Raw genomic sequence first — 23,081 nt, forward strand, 5'->3', positions numbered from 1 at the left:
GGATAAAATCATCAAGTCCCATAAAAAAGCCCTTTATATAGTTGATTGTAGTGATGAAATTATATCAAAAAGTGCCTATTTATGGGCTGTATTATAGCTTTTACATATAAGAAATTAATGATTTTTTATGTGCGAAAGTTGAGTAAATAGATTAAAATTATGATTAAATATTTTATGGATTAAATATTTAATAAATTGAGACCAAAGTCCCAATTTAAAATAGTATTATAAAAGTTCTTTTACTAAATCAGCTGATGATTTAGCAGATAATAAAATTGGTGCTACATCAAATACTGTTTTAGCTCCAAAATCACCTTTTAAAGACATTTTATATGTAGCTCTAGCATATGCTACAAGTACACTAGCAGTAAACTCTGGATTGCTATCAAGTTTTAAAGCATATTCAATTACTTGATTTACACCTTCGCTTGATTTTCCACTTCTTATTACAAATCCACCATGAGGCATAGTGTTGTGATTTTTATCAAACTCTTCTTGGCTTATAAAATTTACTGTTGTATCATAAGGCTCAAAGTAGTTTGGCATTGTTTTTATTTCATTTTCTACTTTTTTAGCATCCGCACCATCATTTAAAACTACAAAACACTCTCTAGCATGTTTTTCTTTTGTAGTTAAATTAGGTCTTGCACCACTTCTTACTTTTTCAATAGCACTATTTGAAGGAATTGTATATTGAACTCCAGCTTTTACACCCTCAACTCTTCTTATTGCATCTGAGTGTCCTTGACTTAGACCTTTTCCCCAAAATGTATAAGTATCTCCATCTGGAAGTAAAGCTTCTCCATATATTCTATTTATTGAAAACATTCCAGGATCCCAACCAACAGAAATCATTCCTATTTTTTTATTTTTTTGGCAAGATTTATCAACACTTGCAAAATAAGCTGGAATTTGGGCATGATTATCATAGCTGTCTACTATATGAAAATGCTCTGCGAATTTTGGTCCTTGAATAGGTAAATCATCTTTTGAACCACCACATAAGATTAAAACATCTATCTTTTCTTTGAAATCTAAAATATTTTCTAAAGAAAATACAGGAGTGTTTATTGTAGTTACACTTTTCGGGTCTCTTCTTGAAAAAACTGCTACTAAACTCATATCAGGATTTTTTGAAATAGAAAGCTCAACACCTCTTCCTAAATTCCCATATCCAACAATTGCAACTTTAATCTGATTATTCATGCTAAACGCTCCTTTTGAAGTAGTAAGTTTTTTTGGTATGTAAGATATAACAAAAAAATTTCGGCAATATTTTACTATTAAAAAACTTAATAAAATAGTTAGTAGTGTTGTTGTAAAATTCCAATTATCCAATTTTAGGAGTAAAAATGAATATAATAGAGTTCGAAAATATCGATGTTGGATATGATGAAAAAATTGTTTTAAAAGATATAAATTTGAAAATTAAAAGTGGTGAGCACTTTGCAATCTTAGGTGCAAATGGAAGTGGAAAATCAACTTTAATGAAACTAATCCAATCTCAAATTCATCCAAGACACACAAAAGAGTTTAAAAAAGAGATTTTTGGAAAAAGTAGATACTCTATTTTTGAATTAAAAAAAGAGTTAGGAATAATCACAAATGATTTACACAACTATTTTGAAAAAGAAGGTGGATATTTAACTGGTTTTGAAGTAGTTTTAAGTGGATTTTATAGCTCAATTGGAATATTTACACATCAAGATTTTACAAAAGAGCAGATAAAAAAAGCTCTTGAAGTTATTCATTTTTTAGAAATTATTGATTTAAAAGATAAAAAAGTATCATCTATGAGTACAGGACAACTTCGAAAATGTATAGTAGCACGTTCTTTAATACACGATCCAAAAGCTTTTGTACTAGATGAACCAACTGTTGGACTCGATATAAAAGCTCAAATAAATTTTATAAAACTATTACAAAAAATATCACTAAAATCAACAATTATTTTAGTAACTCATCATCTAGAAGAGATATTTCCAGAGATAAAAAATGTAGCTTTAATTTACAACAACACAATTTTTAAAATTGGTAAAAAAGAAGATATTTTAAATAGTGAAAATTTAAGCATAATTTTTGATATAAAACTTGAAGTTAAAGAAAAAAACAAAAGATACTATATTGAAAGCATTTTATAATAAATTTATTTATCATTGTGCTATAATCTAAAAAAAAAACATAAATAAAAAGGAAAATAAAAAATGAAAGCCCTCAAAATAACATCTTATTTCATACTTTCATTACTATTTTTATATATTTTAAGCGGATTTTTTCTTCTTCCTTATATTGCAAAAAAAGAGATAGTAAAAAATTTAGATGAAATTTTAATTACAAAAACAAAAATTGAAAAAATATATTTTAATCCTTTAACTCTAGATTTAGAGATAAAAGGTTTTTCACTATTAGATGAAAAAGAGCAAGAAGTTGTAGGTTTAAAAAGCTTATTTGTTGATTTTAGAGCTTTAAAATCAATAGAAAAAAAATATTTCCATATAAAAAATATTTTACTTAAAGGTATTTATTTAAATATTATAGAAGAAGAAAAAGGCGTTTTTAACTTAGCAAGCTTAGTAAAACCAACCGAAACAATAGATGAAGAGATAAATCAAAAAGAGAAAACAAAACTTATTGATTTTTTAGTTTCTAAAATAGTTTTAAAAGATACAAATATAGATTTTACAAGTTTTACAGATAAAAAGAAGTACAACTTACTTCTAAAAGATATAAACTATACAATATATGATTTTGGAACATTCAAAAACTATTTATCTTCAAATAACTTGCAATTTAAATTAAATGAAAATACAGATGTAAAAATATCTGGAGGTCTAAAAATTGATCCATTTATTGCTTATGGAAAAATTACTATCTCAAATTTAAAAATCAAAGAACTTTTAGATTTTGATAAATCACTTTTTAATTTTGAATTAAATCCTGAGGCAAATATAAATCTTGTTTTAAACTACAATATTGACACTACAAATGATTTTAATCTATTTTTAAATAGTGAAATTTTTGAGATAAATAATTTAAAATTAAAACAAAATCAAAAAGAGATAGCAAGATTAAATAAACTAGATTTAAAATATTTTTCATTTGATTTAAAAAATCAAGAGTTGAATTTTAAAGATTTAACTCTAAAAGATTTATATGTAAATATGATTTTAGATAAGTCTGGAGTTAATTTTACAAATCTTTTAAAAGAGAAAAAAAATGAAAAAGATATACAACATAATACTCAAGAAAATAATGTAAATAATAAACCATGGAAAATAAATTTTGAAAATACTAATTTAAATGCAAACTTTGATTTTGATGATTTTTTAAATAATTCAAAACTAAATATTAAAGATATAAAAGTAAAAACTTCAAATATAAATATAATAGATGATAAAATAAATATTCAAGGTGCTAATTTAGCTACTTTAAATACAAAATATCTTGATAATAACAATAAATTAAATATTAGTTCAAGCAAAACAGATTTAACTCATGACAATATTAATATAAATGGCTCAAAAGTTGAAATATCAAATTCAACTTTAAAAAAAGATAATTTAATATTTGAAGATGAAAAATCAAAAATTAAAATAACTACAAATAGTTTAGATTTAGGTTTATCAAAACTATCTATTTTCGATGAAATATCTTTTGATTTATCAGATTTAAAACTAAATAATTTGGTTTTTTCAGATAAAAACAACAATATATCTTTATCTTCAAAAAATAGTAAGCTAAAAGTAAATAACTTTTTATTAGATAAACAAAATAACATCTCTATGAAGCAAACTGAACTTTATGATACAAATATTAATTTTTTTGATTCAAATAGCTCTTTTGATATAAATACAAAAAAAACAAATTTAAAAATTTCAAATTTCAGCTTAAAAAAAGATGTAATAACTGTTGGTCAAATTTTATTAAAAGATCCTAGAATAGATATTTTAAATATGGAAAGCAAACTTAAAATTGAAGCTAAAAATCTAAATCTGGATTTAAATAAACTAGTTAGTAAAAAGAATTTATTTAGAATAGAGAAAACAAATTTAAACAATCCACATATATCTATAATCCTAGCAAAAAATATTCAAGCTAAAGATGAAATAGAAAAAAATGATATAAAAAAACAAGAAGTTGATAAAAAAGTTGAAAACAAAAAAGCAACAAGACTAAATTTAGGTCCAATTAATATAAAAAATATGACTTTAGATTTTGAAGATAAAAATCTTCCAATTCCTTTTAAAACAACAATTTCAAAACTAACAGGAGCAGTTTCAGCAGTAAAAAATAGAGCAAATAGTACTTCAAATCTTGAGATAAATGGAGTTGTAGATGATTATGGAGTTGCTAAAATAACAGGAATTGTAAATCCAAATGATATAAAAATTCTAACAGATATAAATATGAAATTTCAAAATATATCTATGAAAAATTTCACGCCATATACAGCAAAATTTCTTGGTCGAACAATAAAAGATGGTAAGCTTGAACTCGATTTAAACTACAATATTAGCGAGTCAAATCTAAAAGCAAAAAATAGTATTATTATTAAAAAATTAGAGCTAGGAGACAAAATAGAAAGTAAAGATGCAGTATCTTTGCCTTTGGATTTAGCAATTACACTTCTAGAAGATAGCTCAAATACTATTGATTTGAATCTTCCTGTTTCTGGAAATGTAGATGACCCAGAATTTTCTATTGCTGCAATAGTTTGGAAAGCATTTGTAAATCTTATTACAAAAGCTATAACAGCACCATTTTCACTTATTGGAAGCTTATTTAATTTTAGTGAAGATGAGATAAATAGCGTAGATTTTAATTTAAAAGAGAGCGAAATAACTCCTATACAAAAAGAGACTTTGGATAAAATAGCTATTATTTTAAATAGTAAAAAAGAGTTTGCAATTAGTTTTTCTCCATCTTTTGATGAAAAAAATGAAAAAGAGAAAATTGCAAATCAAAGAGCTTTAAATATTCAAAAATATTTAATTGAAGAAAAATCAATAGATAAAAAACAGGTTATTTTAGAAAAAGATATCAAAAAATCATCTTCAAATATTAATTTAAATTTAAAAGAGATAAAAAAGTAATCTAAAAGCAAAATTTAAGTCAATATTGTTTATATTTCTGGTTCTTAAAAAATTTAATTAAAGGAAAAACTTGGATCCCGATATACAGTCCTATGTTATGCTTCTTACCGCACTTATTTTAGTGCTAATGAATGGTTTTTTCGTACTTTCAGAATTCGCAATTGTTAAAGTTAGAAAAACTAAACTCGAAGAGTTTGTAAAACAAGGCAGAAAAAGTGCAGTTTTAGCACTAAAAATGTCAAATTCTCTTGATACTTATTTAAGTGCAACTCAACTTGGAATTACTTTTTCATCTTTAGCTTTAGGTTGGATAGGTGAGCCAGCTCTTGCAAGGCTAATAGAATCAAATGTATCTTTTCTTGCAAACAACCCTGTATTACTTCATACAATAAGTTTTACTATTGCTTTTTCTATTGTTACATTTTTGCATGTTGTTTTTGGTGAAATTGTTCCAAAATCTATTGCTATTGCAAAAGCCGAAGTGATGGTTTTATATATCGCTCGTCCTTTATATATATTTTGGTTAATTTTTTATCCACTTATTAGATTTTTTGATATTGTTGCTGCTGCTGTTCTTAGAGCACTTGGAGTTAAACCAGCAACAGAGCATGAATTGGCTCACTCAGAAGAAGAACTTAGAATTATAGTAAATGAGAGTTTTAAAGGTGGTCATATTGACTCTGTTGAGAGTGAAATAATAAAAAATGCGGTTGATTTCTCAGAAACTGTTGCAAGAGAGATTATGACTCCACGAAAAGATATGATATGCTTAAATTCTGAAAAAAGTTTTGAAGAAAATATAAAAAGAGTAACTTCTACAAAACATACAAGATATCCATATTGCCACGGCGGAAAAGATAATATTGTAGGAATGGTTCATACTAGAGATTTGCTAAATAATGCTCTTGAAAATAAAGAAATTGATATTTCAAAACTTGTAAGACCAATTATTATGGTGCCTGAAAATACTTCAATATCTTCAATTTTAACAAGAATGAATAAAAGTAGAATACATTTAGCATTAGTTGTAGATGAGTATGGTGGGACTTCTGGACTTATTACTATGGATGATATTATTGAAGAGATTATTGGTGAAACTACAGATGAGCATGATCCAAAAAATGAAACTATAAAAAAAATAGATGAAAATAAATATGAACTAGATGGAATGGTAAATATTGAAAAAGTTGAAGAGATTCTAGATATAAATTTTGACGATGATAAAGTATCTGTTACAATCGGTGGAAGAATTTTTAATTTAATAGGAAGATTACCAATTGCTGGAGAAACTATTGAAGACAAAGATTGTACTTATAAAATTATAGAAGTAGGAAGTAATCGTATAAAAAGAATATTATGCGAAAAAAAAGAACAAGAATAATCTATTAAATTAGAGCTAAAGTTTTATAACTTTAGCTCCAAATCCACCACTACTTGGATGTGCATCTTCAAAACCTTTTACTCTTGGATGTTTTTTCAAAAATTCTTTTACAGCAAAAGCTAGTTTTCCAGTGCCAATTCCATGATATACTAAAACTTCTTCAAATCCAGCCAAAAGAGAATCACTTAAAAACTTATCAAGATTTTCAATAGCTTCTTCAGCTCTAAGACCGTGTAAATCTAACTTTATATTCGCTGTTTCTGGCTTTTGTATAGTTACCACAGCTTTTTTTGTAGGAATTTTTGGTGGAGGATTTCCACTTCTACTTAAATCATTAAGTTGAACTTGAACTTTCATTCCCATATCATTTTCAATAAATGCCTTAGAACCTTTAATTGAAACAATAGCGCCTTTTGTATTTCTATATTTAACTCTATCCCCTACTTTTAACTCTATTTTTTCTTGTACTTTTTCAACTTCTATCTCTTTTGCTATTTTGTGTGAAACATTTAAGTGTTGATGAGATTGGCTAATAAGTTTTGCTTTTATAGCCTTTTTAGCTTCATCTCTGGCATCTTTATACTCTTTGTGAAGTTTTGATTTTTCACTATAAATATGTAAATCCAAACTCTCTTTTTGCTCTATTAAATTATTTGTTAACCTTTTATAATTTTCTATTTCACTATCTAAATTTGATATTTTTTGCCTATATTCTTTTTCTAGCTCGCTACTTCTTTCTATTAACTCATTTAATCTATCTTTATCTTCCCCATAAACCTCTTTTGCTCTTTTTACAACTCCAGCTGGGATTTTATATCTCAAAGCTGTTTCAAAAGCATAAGACCTACCAATAGTTCCTTGCAAGAATTGATATGTTGGTCTTTGATTCTCTTCATCATAAAGTGCTGCTATTAGCTCAACATTTGGATTTGAAGCCATCAAAGCAGCCAATCTTTTATGGTGAGTTGTGATAATTATTTTTATATCATTTTTAATTAAATCTTCAATTATAACTTTAAATAAGCTAGCAGCTTCATCTGAATCAGTACCTAATTCTATCTCATCAACTCCAACTATTGCATTTTTTACTTCAAAAAGCTTTGAAAATTCTAGCATTCTACCAGCAAATGTAGAAATGTCATTTTTAACACTTTGTGGGTCATCTAAAACAGCATTAATAGATTTAAAATTGCTTACGACTGTACTTTTGTGTGCATTATATGGAAGTAAATATTTTGATAGAAAAATCGCACTTAAAATCGATTTTAACATCATAGTTTTTCCACCTGCATTTACACCTGTTATCATAATAACACTCTTTGAAAAATCAATACAAATAGGTCTTGGACTACTTAAAGCTGGATGACAAAAATCAACAAGTCTATTTTCATCTTTTTTTGAAGGTAAAATAAAATTCTTATCCCCTATTTTTGAGAAAAATATTCTTGCTTGATAGTGATCAAATTTATCAAACTCTTTGTTTATAAATTTTAAAAAAAATAGATTTCTTTCAAAAAGATGAGAGATTTCTTTACAAAGTCTAAATAAAATTTCCTCTTGTTTGTTTTTCAAATCACTCTGTTTTTGTTTTAAATCACTAACACTATGTGGAATTACATAAAAAAATCCCGAATTTGATCTATCTATAACACTTCCACTAAGTATGTGATTAAATCCTCCACGAACTAGTAAACACTCTTGGTCATTTATAAAATGTACTTGCATATCTACTAAATATGGCTTTATTTTTGAGGAGTTTATAGTTTTATAAAGGCTTTGTTTTATCTCTTCTTTATTTTTATAAATTGCTTGTTTTATATTGTCAAAATCTTCATCAATACCCTCTTTTATATTTGCTTTATCATCAAAATATTCACAAATTTTTATAATCTCACTTGGAATAATGATTTTATCCATCCATTCAAGAAGTTTTCCTTCAAAATTAAACCTTTTTAGATACAAAAAATAGTTTATTATTTTTATAAACTCATAAATTTCATAAACTCTTAAAATACCTTGTTTTTGAATGTGCATAAGTTGTGAATCAAGATTTTGTACACTTAAAGGCTGGTTTATATTATATTTTGAAAGTTCACTTATTATTTTATAGTGAATATTTATATCACCTTCTAGTATTATAGATTTTTCTCTTGCAAAAAGTTTTGAAAAGTTTGTGATATATTCGTTTAAGTCTAGTTTTTTTATTAAATTTTCCATAGCGTAAATTGTATCAAAATAGCCATAAGGTTCTTATGAAAAATTTTATATTTTTATAATAAAGCTATAGTAAAAATAGTACTAAATTCAATCTTTTTGATTAAATTTATTAAAATCATCAATCATATTTGAAGGTGTTGTAAATACTCTTTTAAATATATTCAAAGGTGCATAAAATCCATCTTTAAATAAATTTGTAGTAAGAACTGGGTCACTTAAGCTTCCTGTTACTTGAATTTGTGTTTCAACTCTCTTTCCATCTCCCAATAAAATATAATTTATAATTGGAATATATTCAAATACAGATGAATATGTTTTTAAAAATACTAAATTAAGAGTTGCATCTACTTCTTTTTTATTCAAGTCTAAAACTCCTTTTCCTTCAAAATCCATACCATTTCCAACTGTGTGTAAATTTTTTATATCAATTAAATTTTTATCGTTATCATATTCAAATTCAACTACACCCTCTTTCATCTTATAAATTCCTAGTTTATTTAATCCAAAAACAGCAGGAATAGCCAAAAGTGGATTTATAAAAGCTGGTGAACTTTCAATTAAAAACATAATATTATTTAAAATACTAACATTTTTTAAACTACTATCTTCAATTATCAATTTTCCTTTTACGCTTTTGGTAGTTCCATTTGCAAAAAAATCAATTTTTCCACCATCCAAAATATTACTATTTGCAAAAGTATTTATAAATTTTTCATTTATTTTTGCTGCATATACATCTATATTATTATTTTTACTTGTAAAACTTATTTTACTATCTTCAAATTCCAAATAGAAAAATTTTCTATCTTTATTTATATTTAACTCATAAAAATCTGCTAAAATTTTATTTTTATTATTTATAACTATATTCGATTTTATTCCAATAATACCTAAACTTCCTATTTTCTCATGAATATCATTGTATTTAGTATCATAAAAAATATCATATCCATCTAATTTTATAGTTGTTTGCTTATCTTTTACTCTTAAAAAAATATCATCTGTTTTTGAGTTTATATCTAAAATACCATTTTTGTACTTTCCTAAAATATCAAGCTCTTTTAAATCTTCATTATCTTTTTTTATAGGTAAATCCAAATCAAATAAAGATGCATTAAAAGTTATTAAATCTTTTTTTATATTAAAATTAGCACTTTTTATTTTATACTCTTGATTATCAAAAAATAGTTTAGAATTTTTTAAGTCTATATTTGTATCAAATTCTACTTTACTATTTTTACTAATATTTTCATCATAAAAAATATCATATCCATCCAAAAAAAGATCTATATTATCTTTAAAATTTAACCTTATTGAGTTATCACTAGAAGAGATTTGTACTCTATCTTTATTTATATTTCCATAAAAATCTAAACTATTTATCTCTTTATTATCTTTTTTTATAGGAATAGTAAATCCACTAAAAAATCCATTGAAGTCTATATTATCTTTATTTATAATTTTTAAAGATATGTTTCCATTATTTATATTATTTTGTTTTAAAATATCTGAATAATTATATATTTTTGAAATATCATTTACATTTATAGTTAAAAACTTATCGTATTTTATAGTTGTTTTTAAATCTTTTAGTTCAATATTTACATTTTTGCTAAAATCCATAAAAATATCACTATTTGCGTTTGTTATATTTAAAATTTTAGAATTTTTGCTATCTTTTATTAAAATCTTATTTATTTGTGAAGTTCCTTCTATTTTTAAACTATTTAAATCTAGTTTTAAATTTGCTTTTGCATCTACAATATCTTGAAAAATAAAGCTAGCATCATTTATATATAATAAATCATTTTCTAAAATAACTTTTGCACCATTTGTTTCAAAATCAAAACCAGATATAGAAATGTTTGATTTTTCTGCTATAAAAACTCCATTATAACTCATAGGCTTATCTTCAGCATACGGGAAAGACAAAAGAAGCTTTGCTTGTGTTTCTCCGTTTTTTTGCAAAACAGGAACAATAATTTCATAAGCTTTTAAAATATCTAAAACATCTTTATCTAAAGAGGTTTTAGCCTCTATATTAACCAAAACTAAACCATTATTCTCATTTGCAATATCTTTTATTGTTACAAAACTATTTTTAAGCTCTTTTCCTTTATATATTGCATCTACTAAATCAAAATGCAAAGTACTATTTTTGAAATTTACATCAACTTTACTTGTATTTATCTCTTCTAGACTATTTTCAAATCTTATTTTTGCATTTTCAATAACTGCATCACCTTGGAGGCTTTTTTCAATTATCTCATTTTTATTTAAATCAAATTCACCATAAAACCAATTTAGTTTAAAATCACCATTTACATTATCATACATCCAAGAATTTGCAACTTCTGGTAAATCAAGATATTCTTTTAAAAAATGTAAGTTTTTGAAAAATTCACTATTTATAAAAAAATTAACTCTATCTTTTGTAATATCAATATTTCCATTAACTATTAAATCTTGATAATAAATATCCCCAAAATACTTTAACTCTTCATCAAAATAGTCTATTTTTGCTTTTCCTTTAAATAAAATGTTGTAATCTTTTAAATATAAATTATTAATATCTAACAAAACCTCTTTTGATAAGACATCTATTTTTGAGTCAAGTAAAAAAAACTTATTTTCAACACTTAAGATATCTTTATTTAATATTATTTTAACTACATTATCATTGATTGATAGTTTTTCTATATCAATATTTTGAAACCATTTTAATACAAATGGTAAAATATCCAAATTCTTTTTTATATCTTCAATTGAGCTATTTGTCATGGTTTTTTTTGATTTATACTCTATGTTTTCAATCTTTAAAATCAGTTTTTTATCCAATTTCATATAAAATTCCGAAATTTTAAAATTTAATAACTGAAAAGAGCTTATTTTGATACCTGAAAATAGAAGAGAAAACATTACCAATAAGAGAGATATTACAAGCAACAATACAAAAATTCTAATCTTTTTTAACACTTTATATCTATCCCTTATTTTTTGTATTATTGTGCTTTACTATTTAAATTTACCAGTTGTTACAAATAAAATTATATTTATTCCAAAAGGTAGTACGAGCAGTATTGTAACACACTTAAACAAAAATGGCTATGAAATGAATATAATAGATGAGATTATTTTAAAATCTGGTGGCTTCATACAAAGTGGTTGGATCGATGTTGAGCAAACAAGACTTACAAAAATGGATTTCTTAATAAAACTTCTTACTTCAAAAGCTGCTTTAAAAACAATTACACTAATTCCAGGCGAAACTTCATACTTTTTTTTAAAGAAAATTGCAGATGAATTTAATTTAGATGAAAACAAACTTCAAAAAATATATAATGAATACTCTTATAAACTAGATGGAAATATATTAGCAGATAGCTATTCTTTACCTATTGGAATGAACGAAGAGTATATTTTATTTTATCTATTTTCACAAACAAATAAAAAATATGAAGAGTTCTCAAAAAAAATATTTGGTAGATATGACAAAGAAAAATGGTTTAGATACATATCTTTAGCTTCGGTTGTACAAAAAGAAGCAGCAACAACAAATGAAATGCCAATAATAGCAAGTGTTGTTCATAATAGATTAAAGAAAAATATGGCACTTCAGATGGATGGAACATTAAACTATGGAAAATATTCAAATAGTGTTGTAACAGCTGATAGAATAAGAAATGATGAAAGTTCATACAATACTTACAAAAACAAAGGCTTACCAAAAGATCCAGTTTGTGCTGTTAGTTTAGATGCAATAAAAGCAGCAATTTTCCCTGTAAAAAGTAATTACTTATATTTTGTAAGAGATAATAAAACAGGGCTTCATAAGTTCTCAAATGATTATGAAACACATCAAGCAAATATTAATGCAAATATTGGAGTAGTAAAAACTTATACAAAAGTTAATGATAAACCAAACGATATAGATAATGAAGCTATTGATATTATGAAAAATGATATTTCAAATCAAAAAGCACCTTCAATAAAAGATTTATTTAATAGTGTAAATTAAGATGTGAATATTTGAAACAATCAAATATTCACACAAAAAAATATAACCAAATTCAATATCTTTAAATATAAATCTAGTTACAATCTTGCCATATCAAATTTACAATTTAGGATGGAAAAATGGCACAAATTATTTACACAAAAGTTGATGAAGCACCAGCTTTAGCAACATACTCTTTTTTACCAATAATACAGGCTTTTACAAAAAGTTCTGATATACAAATGGTTCAAAAAGATATTTCACTAGCTGGAAGAATTATTTCAACTTTCCCTGAAAACTTAAAACCAGAGCAAAAAATTGGTGATACTTTGGCTGAACTTGGAGATATGACTCAAAATCCAGATGCAAATATTATTAAATTACCAAATATTTCTGCATCAATTCCTCAGTTAAAAGCTGCAATTGCTGAGCTTCAATCAAAAGGTTATGATATTCCAAATTATGATGCAAGCCAAGAAGTAACTGCAAAATACTCTAAAATCTTAGGAAGTGCTGTAAATCCAGTATTAAGAGAAGGAAACTCTGATAGAAGAGCTCCAAGTGCTGTTAAAAACTATGCAAAAAACAATCCTCATAGAATGGGTGTTTGGGCAAAAGATTCTAAAACTGATGTTGCTCATATGAATGCTGATGATTTTTACGGGACAGAAGTTTCAACAATCTTAGATAAAGAAGATAACTTTAAAATTTCTTTTGTAGGTAAAGATGGAAAAGAGACAGTTTTAAAGGCATCTTTACCACTAGAAAATGGTGAAGTTGTTGATGCAACTAAATTATCTGCAAAAGCTTTACAAGAGTTTTATCAAAAAGGTATTGATGAAGCTAAAAAAAGAGATGTTTTATTATCACTTCACTTAAAAGCTACAATGATGAAAGTATCTGATCCAATTATGTTTGGATTTGCAGTAAAAGTATATTTCAAAGATTTAATTGCAAAACATAGCTCAACTTTTGAAAAAATTGGAGTAAACTTTAACAATGGTTTAGGAGATTTATACTCAAAATTAGACCAAGTTGATGATGCATTAAGAGCTCAAATTTTAGCAGATATTGATGCAGTATATGCATCTCAACCAAGACTTGCTATGGTAAACTCTGCAAAAGGTATCACAAACTTACATGTTCCATCTGACGTTATTATTGATGCATCTATGCCTGCTATGATTAGAGGTGGTGGAAAAATGTGGAATAAAGAGGACAAAGAAGAAGATACTCTAGCTATGATTCCTGATAGATGTTATGCTACAACATACCAAATTATTATTGATGATTGTAAAAAAAATGGAGCACTTGATCCAAAAACTATAGGAACAGTTCCAAATGTTGGATTAATGGCTAAAAAAGCAGAAGAGTATGGAAGCCACGATAAAACTTTCCAAGCAAATGCTGATGGGAAAATAGTTGTAACAAATAAAGCAGGTGAGACTGTATTTAGTTTTGATGTTGATAATGGTGATATCTTTAGAATGTGCCAAACTAAAGATGAACCAATTAAAGATTGGGTAAAACTAGCAGTTAATAGAGCTAAATTATCAAATACTCCTGCAGTATTTTGGTTAGATAAAAATAGAGGTCATGATGCAAAAATGATTGAAAAAGTTGAAAAATACTTAAAAGATTATGATTTAAGTGGTCTTGAAATATCTATTAAATCTCCAGATGATGCTATGCAATACTCTCTTGATAGAATGAGAAAAGGTCTTGATACAATTTCAGTAACTGGAAATGTATTTAGAGATTACAATACAGATTTATTCCCAATTTTAGAGCTAGGAACTAGTGCAAAAATGTTATCAATTGTTCCACTTATGAATGGTGGAGGTTTATTTGAAACTGGTGCTGGTGGATCTGCTCCTAAACACGTTCAACAACTTCAAGAAGAGAACTATTTAAGATGGGATAGTTTAGGTGAATTTATGGCTCTTGCTGCTTCATTTGACCACTTAGCTAATACTCAAAATAATAAAAAAGCAGCTGTTTTAGCAAAAACTCTAGATGCAGCTACTGGAACATTCTTAATCAATGACAAATCACCAGCTAGAAAAGTTGGTGATATTGATAATAGAGGAAGTCATTTCTATCTTGCAATGTACTGGGCTGATGAGTTAGCAAAACAAAATGATGATGCTGAACTTAAAGCTGAATTTACTTCAGTTGCAAAAGTAATGAATGAAAATGAAGCTCAAATTGTAAAAGAACTTGCTGAAGTTCAAGGAAAACCTGCAAATACAGGTGGTTACTACTTATTTGATGATGAATTAACTTCAAAAGTTATGAGACCTTCTGCAACACTTAATAAAATTATTGGATAACTAAAAAGAGGTAATCCTCTTTTTAGTATAAATGTAAAATCTTTCTTAAGAAAACTCTTAATTTACTCTTCAAATTTAAAAAGGCTTAATGTGAATAAAAAAACTGTTGGAATTATTGGAGTTGGAAATGTTGGCTCAAACTTAGCTTTTTGCTTAGCTACAAGTGATATTTGTAAATCTATTTTACTAAAAGACATTAGAGAAGAATTTACACAAGCTATGGCTTTAGATATATCTCAAGCAGCAAAATCAAAAAATAGCACTACAAAAGTTAAAGCTTGTATAAATAATAGTGATTTCAAAAACTGTGATATTGTTGTAATAACAGCTGGAATTGCAAGAAAACCAAATATGAGTAGAGAAGATCTGATATTTACTAATCAAAAAATATTAGAATCAATTTTTGATGAAGTATTAGAAAACAATAAAAATGCTATTTTTATTATAGTTTCAAATCCTTTAGATGCTATGGTCTATGTAGCACTGAATAAATCAAAATTACCTAGAAATAGAGTTTTTGGAATGGCTGGTGTTTTAGATAGTGCAAGATTTAAACACTATATAGAAGAAAAAATAGATTTTGATTACAACAATATAGAAGCTATGGTTATAGGAGCTCATTCAAATACAATGGTTCCTTTAATAAATCATGCAAAAATTGATGGTAAAAAAGTAGTTGATATTTTAAAACCTGAAGATATTGAACATATTTTACAAAATACTAAAAATGGTGGAGCTAGAATTGTTGATTTATTAAAAACAGGTTCTGCATATTTTGCACCAGCTTACTCTTGTTTTCTTATTTGTAGGGCTATAATAAAAGATACTAAAGAGATTTTTTCAACATCTGTTGTCCTTTTTGATGAATATGGTTATAATAATATTACTCTTGGAGTACCAACTATAATAGGTAAAAATGGTATTGAAGATATTATAGAGCTTGATTTGAGTGATGATGAAAAAGAAGAATTAAATATATCTGCTCAAACTGTTCTAAGTAGTATTAATATTTTAAAGGATAGTAAATGAAACAAACATTTGAAGTGCATAATGTAAAATGTAGTGGTTGTGCAAATACTTTAACAAAATCTTTAAAAGATGAGTTTGGTAACATTGAAGTTGATTTATCTGTAAATCCTAGAAAAATAACATTAGATATTGAAGATAATAAAATTGAAGAGTTAAAACTTAAATTAAGAAGTTTGGGGTATCCACTAACGAATGATGAATTAAGTGGTTTTGAAAAAGCAACTACAACTGCAAAGAGTTTTGTCTCTTGTGCTATTGGTAAAATTGATGTTGCTTTAAATAAAAAAAATTGATTAAAATCAATATATTTTAATCTTATATTTCATATAATCATCTCATCTTATTTAAAAGGGAAATTAAATGAAAAAAATAGTTTTAGCAACAACAATATTAGCAGCAAGTTTTGCATTCGCAAATCCTTATGCAAAATGTGTAGCATGTCATGGTGCAAATGGTGAAAAAGTAGCTTTAGGAAAATCTAAAATTATTAAAGATATGACAAAAGAAGATTTTGTAGCATCTTTAAAAGGTTATCAAGATGGAACTTATGGTGGTCCTCAAAAAGCTCTAATGGTTGGTCAAGTTAAAGATATGACTGAAGCAACTATGAAAGAAATTGCTGATTTAATAGTTAAGTAATTATTTTAATAAAGTAGCTAAAATATTTAGCTACTTTATACTCTTTTTTATATTTTCTAACATTTTTATAAGCTCATTTTTCTCATTCATAAGTTCGTTTATCAAAATATCTTTTTCATCTTTGAAATTATTTATATTTTTTTGCTCTAAAATTTTACCAATATAAATTTTAAATATATTTTTATCTTCTAAATACTCTATTTTTTGGCACTCTACTATTATTTGTGGTTTATCTTCACCAAATGTATTAACAAAAACTATTTTTTCAATACATTTTATATCATATAATATATTGTCTTCAATAATTTTTGGCTCTAAAAACTCTTTTTTCCAATATTTAGTAGCTTCTTTTTCAATGATTGTTATATTTTTTAATATAATATCTTCAAATAGAACCTTATTTATAGATAATTTAAGCATTTATTTTTTCCTAAAATCGAATTGAAACGAATTTCAATTATAAAATGATACAATCCTTAAAAATTTCAAGGGATAATTATGTTAAAAACTTTTAAATATTTTACTACTATTTTAGCGATATCTTTTTTACTTACAGCTTGTAGTCAAAAAGTAGTTGTAGAAAAGCCAACAATTTTAGAAGTAAAACAAGATACAATTGTAGAACTATCAAAACAAGCAAATGATAAATTCTTAAATCAAGAAGAACAAGCAGATGAATATTTTTCTAAATATTTTAGACCTTGGAAACAATCAAAATTATCTTATAGTGAAGTTGAAGCAAAATGGGGTTTTTCATATAAAAATAAAAAAGTATATTTAGAAAACCATAATCAAGCAACAAAAGAGTGGTTTGATAAGAAAATAGAAAATGCAAATTTTGAAAACTACAATAAAGATATTAAAAAAGCAATTACACTAAAAAACACAAATGTAAGAGTATTGCCAACAAACTCACCAATGTTTTATAATCCTAGCCTACCAGGAGAGGGTTTTCCATTTGATTACAACCAAAATTCACTATTAAAAATAAACACACCTTTAATAGTTTCTCATTTTTCAAAAGATAGAGCTTGGGCATTTGTTGAATCAAACTTTGTTGGTGGTTGGGTAGAGATAAATAGTATTGCTTTTGTAGATGATAATTTCATACAAGATTTTACTACAAATGATTATTTTATAGCAACTAAAGAAAAATTTGCAATTTATGACCCTATTTTTAGAGAGTATGTAAAAGTTGGTACAATTTTTCCAAAAAAAGAAAATAATTTTATAGTTGCAAAAAAAGATGACAATCTAAATGCAAAAATATCATATATTAAAATAGAAGATGAGTTCGTTGAGAAAATGCCTTTGGCTTATACTTATGAAAACCGTGCAAAAGTTTTAAAAGAATTTATAAATGAGCCTTACGGTTGGGGAGGACTTTTAAACAATAGAGATTGTTCTAGTTTTACTCAAGACTATTTTAGTGTATTTGGAAAATATCTTCATAGAAACTCAAAAGCACAAACAACAAATGGAAAATATTATGATATCTCACAACTAAATCTTGATGAGAAAAAAGAGTTTATAAGAAAAAATGCTATTCCTTTTTCTACTTTAGTATATTTAAAAGGGCATATAATGTTGTATATAGGTATTGAAAACAACGAACCTTTGGTTGTTCATAATGTTTGGAGTGTAAAATTAAAAAACAAAGATGATAAAGAATTTAGATATATAATAGGTAAAACAGCTATTACAACTCTAGAGCCAGCAAAAGAACAAGAAGGTTTTACTCAAGATAGTAATATTCTAAAAAAAGTTCTAGGAATAACTATTTTATAAGTTACTTATTTTCTTCAAGCCTAATTAGAGGATTAAATAAAAGAGAATCTAAAACTTGATTTTTAAACTTCATATCCTCTAATTGTTTACTTAAAAATGTATTTTCTTCGTTTAGAGATATATAATGAGAATAAAGTCTATTTATATCTTTGCTTGTATAATAAATATTATTACTAACAAAAATTTTTGGTATATACATAGAAAGTGCTAAGAATAGCATAATAATAACAAATCTTAATGAATTTTTTTGGTTTAATTTAAACAAATCTAAATACCCTTAACTTTGCACTTCTGCTTCTTGGATTTTGTTTTATCTCAAAATTAGTTGCAATTATAGGCTTTTTTGTAATAATTTTACCTAAAGAGTGGTTTTTTCCACATTCACATCTAAATGCATCTTTAGGACAAATACAATTTTCACTCCACTTCTTGAAATAATTTTTTACAACTCTGTCTTCTAAAGAGTGAAAAGAAATTATTGCCACAATACAATCTTTTAGTTTTGCTTCTTCCATAGATTTAAATAATCTATCTAAAACACCTAACTCATCATTCACTTCAATTCTAATTGCTTGAAAAATCAAAGTAGCTGGATGAATTTTACCTTTTGGAAGTTTATTATAAAAAAATTCTGCAAGCTCTTTTGCACTATAAAATGGTCTATTTTGAACAATCAAAGATGCAACTTTTTTGTATTCTCTAACTTCACCATACTCTTTGAAAATATTTTCAAGTTCTACTTGAGAGTACGAATTTATAACAGTTGAAGCATCTAAACTTTGATTTTGATTCATTCTCATATCAAGATTTTGCGAATTAAAACTAAAACCTCTATCTAGTTTATCTAGCTGCAAAGAAGATACTCCAATATCTGCCAAAATACCTCTTATTGGATAATCTTCAAATTTTTTAATAACATTTTCAAAATTTCCTTTATTAAATTCAACTCTCTTTTCAAAATCTTTTAATCTATTTTTACTAAATTTTAGTGCTTCATCATCTTGATCATTACAAATTAGTTTTACACTACTATTTTGATTTAATAATCCACTACTATGTCCAGCATATCCAGTAGTACAATCAATTATATACCCTATTTTTATCTCTTTAAAACAATCTAAAACTTCATTATATAAAACAGGAATGTGTGGTATATCTTCCAAATTTAACCTTTTATTAAAATTCCTATATAATAGCGAAAATATATTTAAGGCTTAAAATGTTGAATCAAGATACAGTAAAACTATTATCAGAACTATCACTATCAATGTTTACAAAAAACTTTTTTGGAATTTTTCAAGGTGCAATATCAGCCAAACTAGACCATGAACACTTTATGATTAATTCAAAAGATGCTGTTTTTGATAATCTAGATGATAAATCTTTTTGTACTTTAAATATGAATAAACCTGACTATAGATGGAATATTGCTAGTTTAGATGCATATACTCATTCAGCTATTTATACAAATATCCATGAAGCAAAATATATAGCATTTGGTATGCCAATTTATACGACAGCTTATACTTTAGGACATGATAATATAATTTTTGAAGATTATTTTGGAAAAATACTTTTTGGAGAAGTTCCAATATATAATCCAGGTGATTTATCAACTTGGAAAGAAAGAAGTGCTTTAGAAATTACAAAATCTATAAAAAATACTGAACATAACTTGCTTGTAATAAAAGGAATTGGTACTTATATTTACGATAGAGATATTCATGAACTTGTAAAAAAAATAGCAATTTTAGAGAACTCTTGTAGACTTTTAAGCATAAAAAGCACCTTTAGATGATTTTTTTACAAAATTTAATACAAAATAGTAGAAATTTTAGGTAACTTAAAGTTTAACTATAATAAAGTTTTCGCAATTTATTTTATACGAGGAGTTATTATGAACAAAGCGGAATTTATTGATGCAGTTGCTGCAAAAGCTGGTTTATCTAAAAAAGATGCAAAAGGTGCTGTTGATGCAGTATTAGATACTATTACAGAAGCTTTAGTTAAAAAAGATACTGTAAGCTTTATTGGGTTTGGTACATTCTCAACAGCTCCTAGAGCAGCTAGAGAAGCTAGAGTTCCAGGAACTGACAAAACTGTAAATGTTGCTGCTACAACAGTTGCTAAATTTAAAGTTGGAAAAGCTTTAAAAGAGGCTGTTGCTAAATAAGTTTTAAAACTTATAAAAGAGAGTTTATTTTTATTTAAAATAAACTCTCTTTTCTTTTTTGTATATTTTAATATTTTGTGATTTAATTACCTATAATTTACTTTAAATATAAAATTAATAATAAAAACTATATGGCTCTATGGCGGAATTGGTAGACGCGTACGATTCAAAATCGTGTTCCATTGGAGTGCCAGTTCGACTCTGGCTAGGGCTACCATTTAGTTTAATTTAATTTGTATTATATTTATTAAATTCTTTTATAAAATTTTCCAAATCTCTTTGTATATCATCTTCACTTATTCCATTTTGTAATGCACCTTTTTTTACGCTATTTTGAAAAAGCTTAGTTATTTTTCCATCTTCAAAAACTTTATATACAAAATATTCATTTTGTGAATTATTCTTTAAATCTAAACTATTGGAAAAACTACCACTTGAATCATTTATCAAATGAATTTTTGAATCTTTAAACATCTTTTCAAGTTCACCATTTACTGCTATTTGTTTAATAAGCCAAGGTGTATTAGATATATTTGCAACTAAAACTATATTTTCATTTATATTTTTTTTATATAACTGACTAAAAACTGCCAAAGTATCATGATTTAAAACTACCAAATATAATGGAAATTTTTTAAAAAAATCATCTTTTTTTGTATAGTTATTTGAATTTACTACATCAAAAAAGCTAGGTAGATATTTAAAATCTAACTCTTTTTCGCTTTTATTCTCTTTTATACTAGAAGGAATTGTAAAATATATTAAAAATCCAAATCCAACAACAAACAACAAAACTACTTTGAAAATATTTTTCATAAACTTTTCCCCTCTTTCTTTGCCCATCTTTTAAATAATCTATAATTTAAAATATTTTTAGGCATTTCTGTATTATTTACTACAAATTCACACAAAATATTAGCTAAATATGGAGCTAAAACAAAACCTCTTCCACCAACACCATTTAAAGTATATAAATTTTCATACAAAACTAACTGTTCATCTTTTATAAAAGCTCCATTTTTAATATGTGGATAAGATTTAAAACTATTTTTACTATCAATCAAATTTCCAAGCATTGGAAAATAATCAATACTTGAAGCTCTAGCTCCTATTTTTATATCTATAACTTCTATATTTTCAAGGTTTAAAATATCATTTGCTTTTTCTAAAAGCTTTTTTGTATCATTTTGCATTATTTTTAAAGTTTTTTCATTATGAGATATAAAATTTATATCTTTTAAATTTAAATCATAAGAACTATTACTCATATCATTCTCAAATCTATTATGTGTCGCACCAATTGAAATTTTAAACTTTTTATTTTCTTCTACACTTTTAGATATTGAGCACTCTTTGTGATAGTTATACAACACTTTCGTACTACTTAAAATATCTATTTTTTGACCCCAAACTGCTCTTAGTTTAAAATAATTCTCATCAATTAACGAAATATTTGCACCTGTACATAAAAATAGTTTATTGGCTTTAATCTCATCATTTAAAATCCAATAGTTTTCGCTTTGATTTATTGTTTTAACATCATAATTAAATAGTTTTTCAATACCAAAACTAAGCTCTTTACATAAAATTTCAGGTTTAACAGTACTTCCTATTTCAAAATAATATCCATTTTCTCTTTTTTCAAAAGGAAAATCCATATAAGGTATATAATTATTAAATTTATCTTCATCTACTTTATTTTTTGGAATTCTTATTGTTCCAGATTTTACAAAACTTTTTGAGAAGTTTTCTTCATAAAATTTTGTTGAAAATTTTAAAGCATTTGTTACTAAATCTTTAAAATTATTATCAATACCTAAAAGTGGTGATAAAAAAGCCCCAGCAGCACCACTAGCACCCAAACAAACATCACTATTTTTATCTATAAGTAAAATATTATTAGAATATTTTTTTAAAAAATAAGCTAAAGAACATCCAACTATACCACTTCCAATAATTATATAATCATACTTTTTCATAAAAATAGTATATCAAAAAAAATCAAAGTATATTTTAAATTTAAGTAGATAAAATACATAATTATTTTTAAAAGGTAGTTTATGAAAATTTTAGTAACAGATGATTCTAAAATGGCTAGAAAAATGGTAATAAAAACACTTCAAGATGCATTAGATGATAAAAATTATGAAGTTTTAGAAGCACAAAATGGTCAAGAGAGTCTTGATTTGTATAAAGAACACAATCCTGATATAGTTTTTATGGATTTAACAATGCCTGTAATGGATGGATTTGAAGCTTTAAAAAAGATAAAAGAGTTTAATGAAAATGCAAAAGTAGTTGTAATATCTGCTGATATTCAAAAACAAGCTATGGACAAAGTTAGAGAACTTGGGGCACTGAATTTTGTAAAAAAGCCAATTGATTTAAAAAAAATGCAACAAATTTTAAATAATATAAACTCTTAAAAGGT

General features: G+C 25.5%; 20 protein-coding genes and 1 tRNA gene. 13 read left to right on the top strand and 8 right to left on the bottom strand.

Annotated elements, in window-relative coordinates; all coding sequences use genetic code 11:
- Positions 1-225: 225 nt before the first annotated feature.
- Positions 226-1,206, bottom strand: coding sequence for a diaminopimelate dehydrogenase (locus CJ670_RS07395; protein ID WP_105939486.1), 981 nt, complete (start codon positions 1,204-1,206; stop codon positions 226-228).
- Between the two features lie 146 nt (positions 1,207-1,352).
- Between CJ670_RS07395 and CJ670_RS07400 the strand changes: the two genes are divergently transcribed.
- From CJ670_RS07400 to CJ670_RS07410, 3 genes are all read left to right on the top strand, one after another.
- Entirely contained in the window at positions 1,353-2,141 is a 789-nt protein-coding gene (locus CJ670_RS07400; protein ID WP_105939487.1) for an ABC transporter ATP-binding protein, read from the top strand.
- 63 nt (positions 2,142-2,204) lie between these two features.
- The gene (locus CJ670_RS07405; protein ID WP_105939488.1) at positions 2,205-5,093 is read left to right on the top strand and encodes a DUF748 domain-containing protein; all 2,889 of its coding nucleotides are present in this window, start codon (positions 2,205-2,207) and stop codon (positions 5,091-5,093) included.
- Positions 5,094-5,190: 97 nt separating this feature from the next.
- Positions 5,191-6,474: a hemolysin family protein gene (locus tag CJ670_RS07410; RefSeq protein WP_105939489.1), complete on the top strand. Its 1,284-nt coding sequence runs from the start codon at positions 5,191-5,193 to the stop codon at positions 6,472-6,474.
- Between the two features lie 15 nt (positions 6,475-6,489).
- Here the strand turns inward: CJ670_RS07410 and CJ670_RS07415 are convergent, their stop codons facing one another.
- Positions 6,490-8,691, bottom strand: coding sequence for an endonuclease MutS2 (locus tag CJ670_RS07415; RefSeq protein WP_105939490.1), 2,202 nt, complete (start codon positions 8,689-8,691; stop codon positions 6,490-6,492).
- A gap of 87 nt (positions 8,692-8,778) precedes the next feature.
- Positions 8,779-11,535 carry a YhdP family protein gene (locus CJ670_RS07420; protein WP_165785198.1) on the bottom strand — a complete coding sequence of 919 codons (2,757 nt, stop codon included), beginning with the start codon at positions 11,533-11,535 and terminating at the stop codon, positions 8,779-8,781.
- A gap of 46 nt (positions 11,536-11,581) precedes the next feature.
- Here CJ670_RS07420 and mltG point away from each other — a divergent pair, with 46 nt between their 5' ends.
- The 5 genes from mltG to CJ670_RS07445 all read left to right on the top strand — a co-directional run bounded on the left by mltG (position 11,582) and on the right by CJ670_RS07445 (position 16,689).
- Positions 11,582-12,709 (top strand): endolytic transglycosylase MltG, encoded by a 1,128-nt coding sequence (gene mltG, locus CJ670_RS07425; RefSeq protein ID WP_280951924.1) that lies wholly within the window; start codon positions 11,582-11,584, stop codon positions 12,707-12,709.
- 119 nt (positions 12,710-12,828) lie between these two features.
- Positions 12,829-15,021 carry an NADP-dependent isocitrate dehydrogenase gene (locus CJ670_RS07430; RefSeq protein ID WP_105939492.1) on the top strand — a complete coding sequence of 731 codons (2,193 nt, stop codon included), beginning with the start codon at positions 12,829-12,831 and terminating at the stop codon, positions 15,019-15,021.
- Positions 15,022-15,111: 90 nt separating this feature from the next.
- Positions 15,112-16,050, top strand: coding sequence for a malate dehydrogenase (locus CJ670_RS07435; protein ID WP_105939493.1), 939 nt, complete (start codon positions 15,112-15,114; stop codon positions 16,048-16,050).
- Positions 16,047-16,343, top strand: a complete 297-nt coding sequence (locus CJ670_RS07440; RefSeq protein WP_105939494.1) for a heavy-metal-associated domain-containing protein — start codon at positions 16,047-16,049, stop codon at positions 16,341-16,343. The genes CJ670_RS07435 and CJ670_RS07440 overlap by 4 nt, the downstream gene beginning before the upstream one ends.
- A gap of 67 nt (positions 16,344-16,410) precedes the next feature.
- A complete protein-coding gene (locus CJ670_RS07445) occupies positions 16,411-16,689 on the top strand; it encodes a c-type cytochrome (protein WP_105939495.1) in 279 nt (92 codons plus the stop codon).
- A gap of 30 nt (positions 16,690-16,719) precedes the next feature.
- On the opposite strand, the gene CJ670_RS07450 is transcribed toward CJ670_RS07445, so the two are convergent.
- Positions 16,720-17,109, bottom strand: coding sequence for a hypothetical protein (locus CJ670_RS07450; RefSeq protein ID WP_105939496.1), 390 nt, complete (start codon positions 17,107-17,109; stop codon positions 16,720-16,722).
- A 78-nt stretch (positions 17,110-17,187) separates the two neighbouring features.
- On the opposite strand from CJ670_RS07450, the gene CJ670_RS07455 reads away from it, so the two are divergent.
- Complete coding sequence (locus CJ670_RS07455) at positions 17,188-18,477, top strand: C40 family peptidase (RefSeq protein WP_105939497.1); 1,290 nt, start codon at positions 17,188-17,190, stop codon at positions 18,475-18,477.
- A 1-nt stretch (position 18,478) separates the two neighbouring features.
- On the opposite strand, the gene CJ670_RS07460 is transcribed toward CJ670_RS07455, so the two are convergent.
- Entirely contained in the window at positions 18,479-18,742 is a 264-nt protein-coding gene (locus CJ670_RS07460) for a hypothetical protein (RefSeq protein ID WP_105910691.1), read from the bottom strand.
- Complete coding sequence (gene rsmH / locus CJ670_RS07465) at positions 18,735-19,640, bottom strand: 16S rRNA (cytosine(1402)-N(4))-methyltransferase RsmH (protein ID WP_105939498.1); 906 nt, start codon at positions 19,638-19,640, stop codon at positions 18,735-18,737. Before rsmH ends, CJ670_RS07460 begins: the two co-directional genes overlap by 8 nt.
- Positions 19,641-19,696: 56 nt before the next feature.
- Between rsmH and CJ670_RS07470 the strand changes: the two genes are divergently transcribed.
- From CJ670_RS07470 to CJ670_RS07480, 3 genes are all read left to right on the top strand, one after another.
- On the top strand, positions 19,697-20,275 hold the full coding sequence (locus CJ670_RS07470) for a class II aldolase and adducin N-terminal domain-containing protein (RefSeq protein ID WP_105910693.1): 579 nt from the start codon (positions 19,697-19,699) through the stop codon (positions 20,273-20,275).
- Between the two features lie 33 nt (positions 20,276-20,308).
- Positions 20,309-20,650 (top strand): HU family DNA-binding protein, encoded by a 342-nt coding sequence (locus CJ670_RS07475; protein ID WP_483414924.1) that lies wholly within the window; start codon positions 20,309-20,311, stop codon positions 20,648-20,650.
- 133 nt (positions 20,651-20,783) lie between these two features.
- A tRNA-Leu gene (locus CJ670_RS07480) sits at positions 20,784-20,867 on the top strand.
- Between the two features lie 11 nt (positions 20,868-20,878).
- On the opposite strand, the gene CJ670_RS07485 is transcribed toward CJ670_RS07480, so the two are convergent.
- Complete coding sequence (locus tag CJ670_RS07485) at positions 20,879-21,466, bottom strand: hypothetical protein (protein WP_105939499.1); 588 nt, start codon at positions 21,464-21,466, stop codon at positions 20,879-20,881.
- A complete protein-coding gene (locus CJ670_RS07490; RefSeq protein WP_105939500.1) occupies positions 21,463-22,629 on the bottom strand; it encodes an FAD-dependent oxidoreductase in 1,167 nt (388 codons plus the stop codon). The genes CJ670_RS07485 and CJ670_RS07490 overlap by 4 nt, the downstream gene beginning before the upstream one ends.
- Positions 22,630-22,710: 81 nt before the next feature.
- Between CJ670_RS07490 and CJ670_RS07495 the strand changes: the two genes are divergently transcribed.
- Entirely contained in the window at positions 22,711-23,076 is a 366-nt protein-coding gene (locus tag CJ670_RS07495; protein ID WP_105910697.1) for a response regulator, read from the top strand.
- Positions 23,077-23,081: the final 5 nt, after the last annotated feature.

Source organism: Arcobacter cryaerophilus gv. crypticus, assembly GCF_002993025.1.
Classification (GTDB): Bacteria; Campylobacterota; Campylobacteria; order Campylobacterales; family Arcobacteraceae; genus Aliarcobacter; species Aliarcobacter cryaerophilus_B.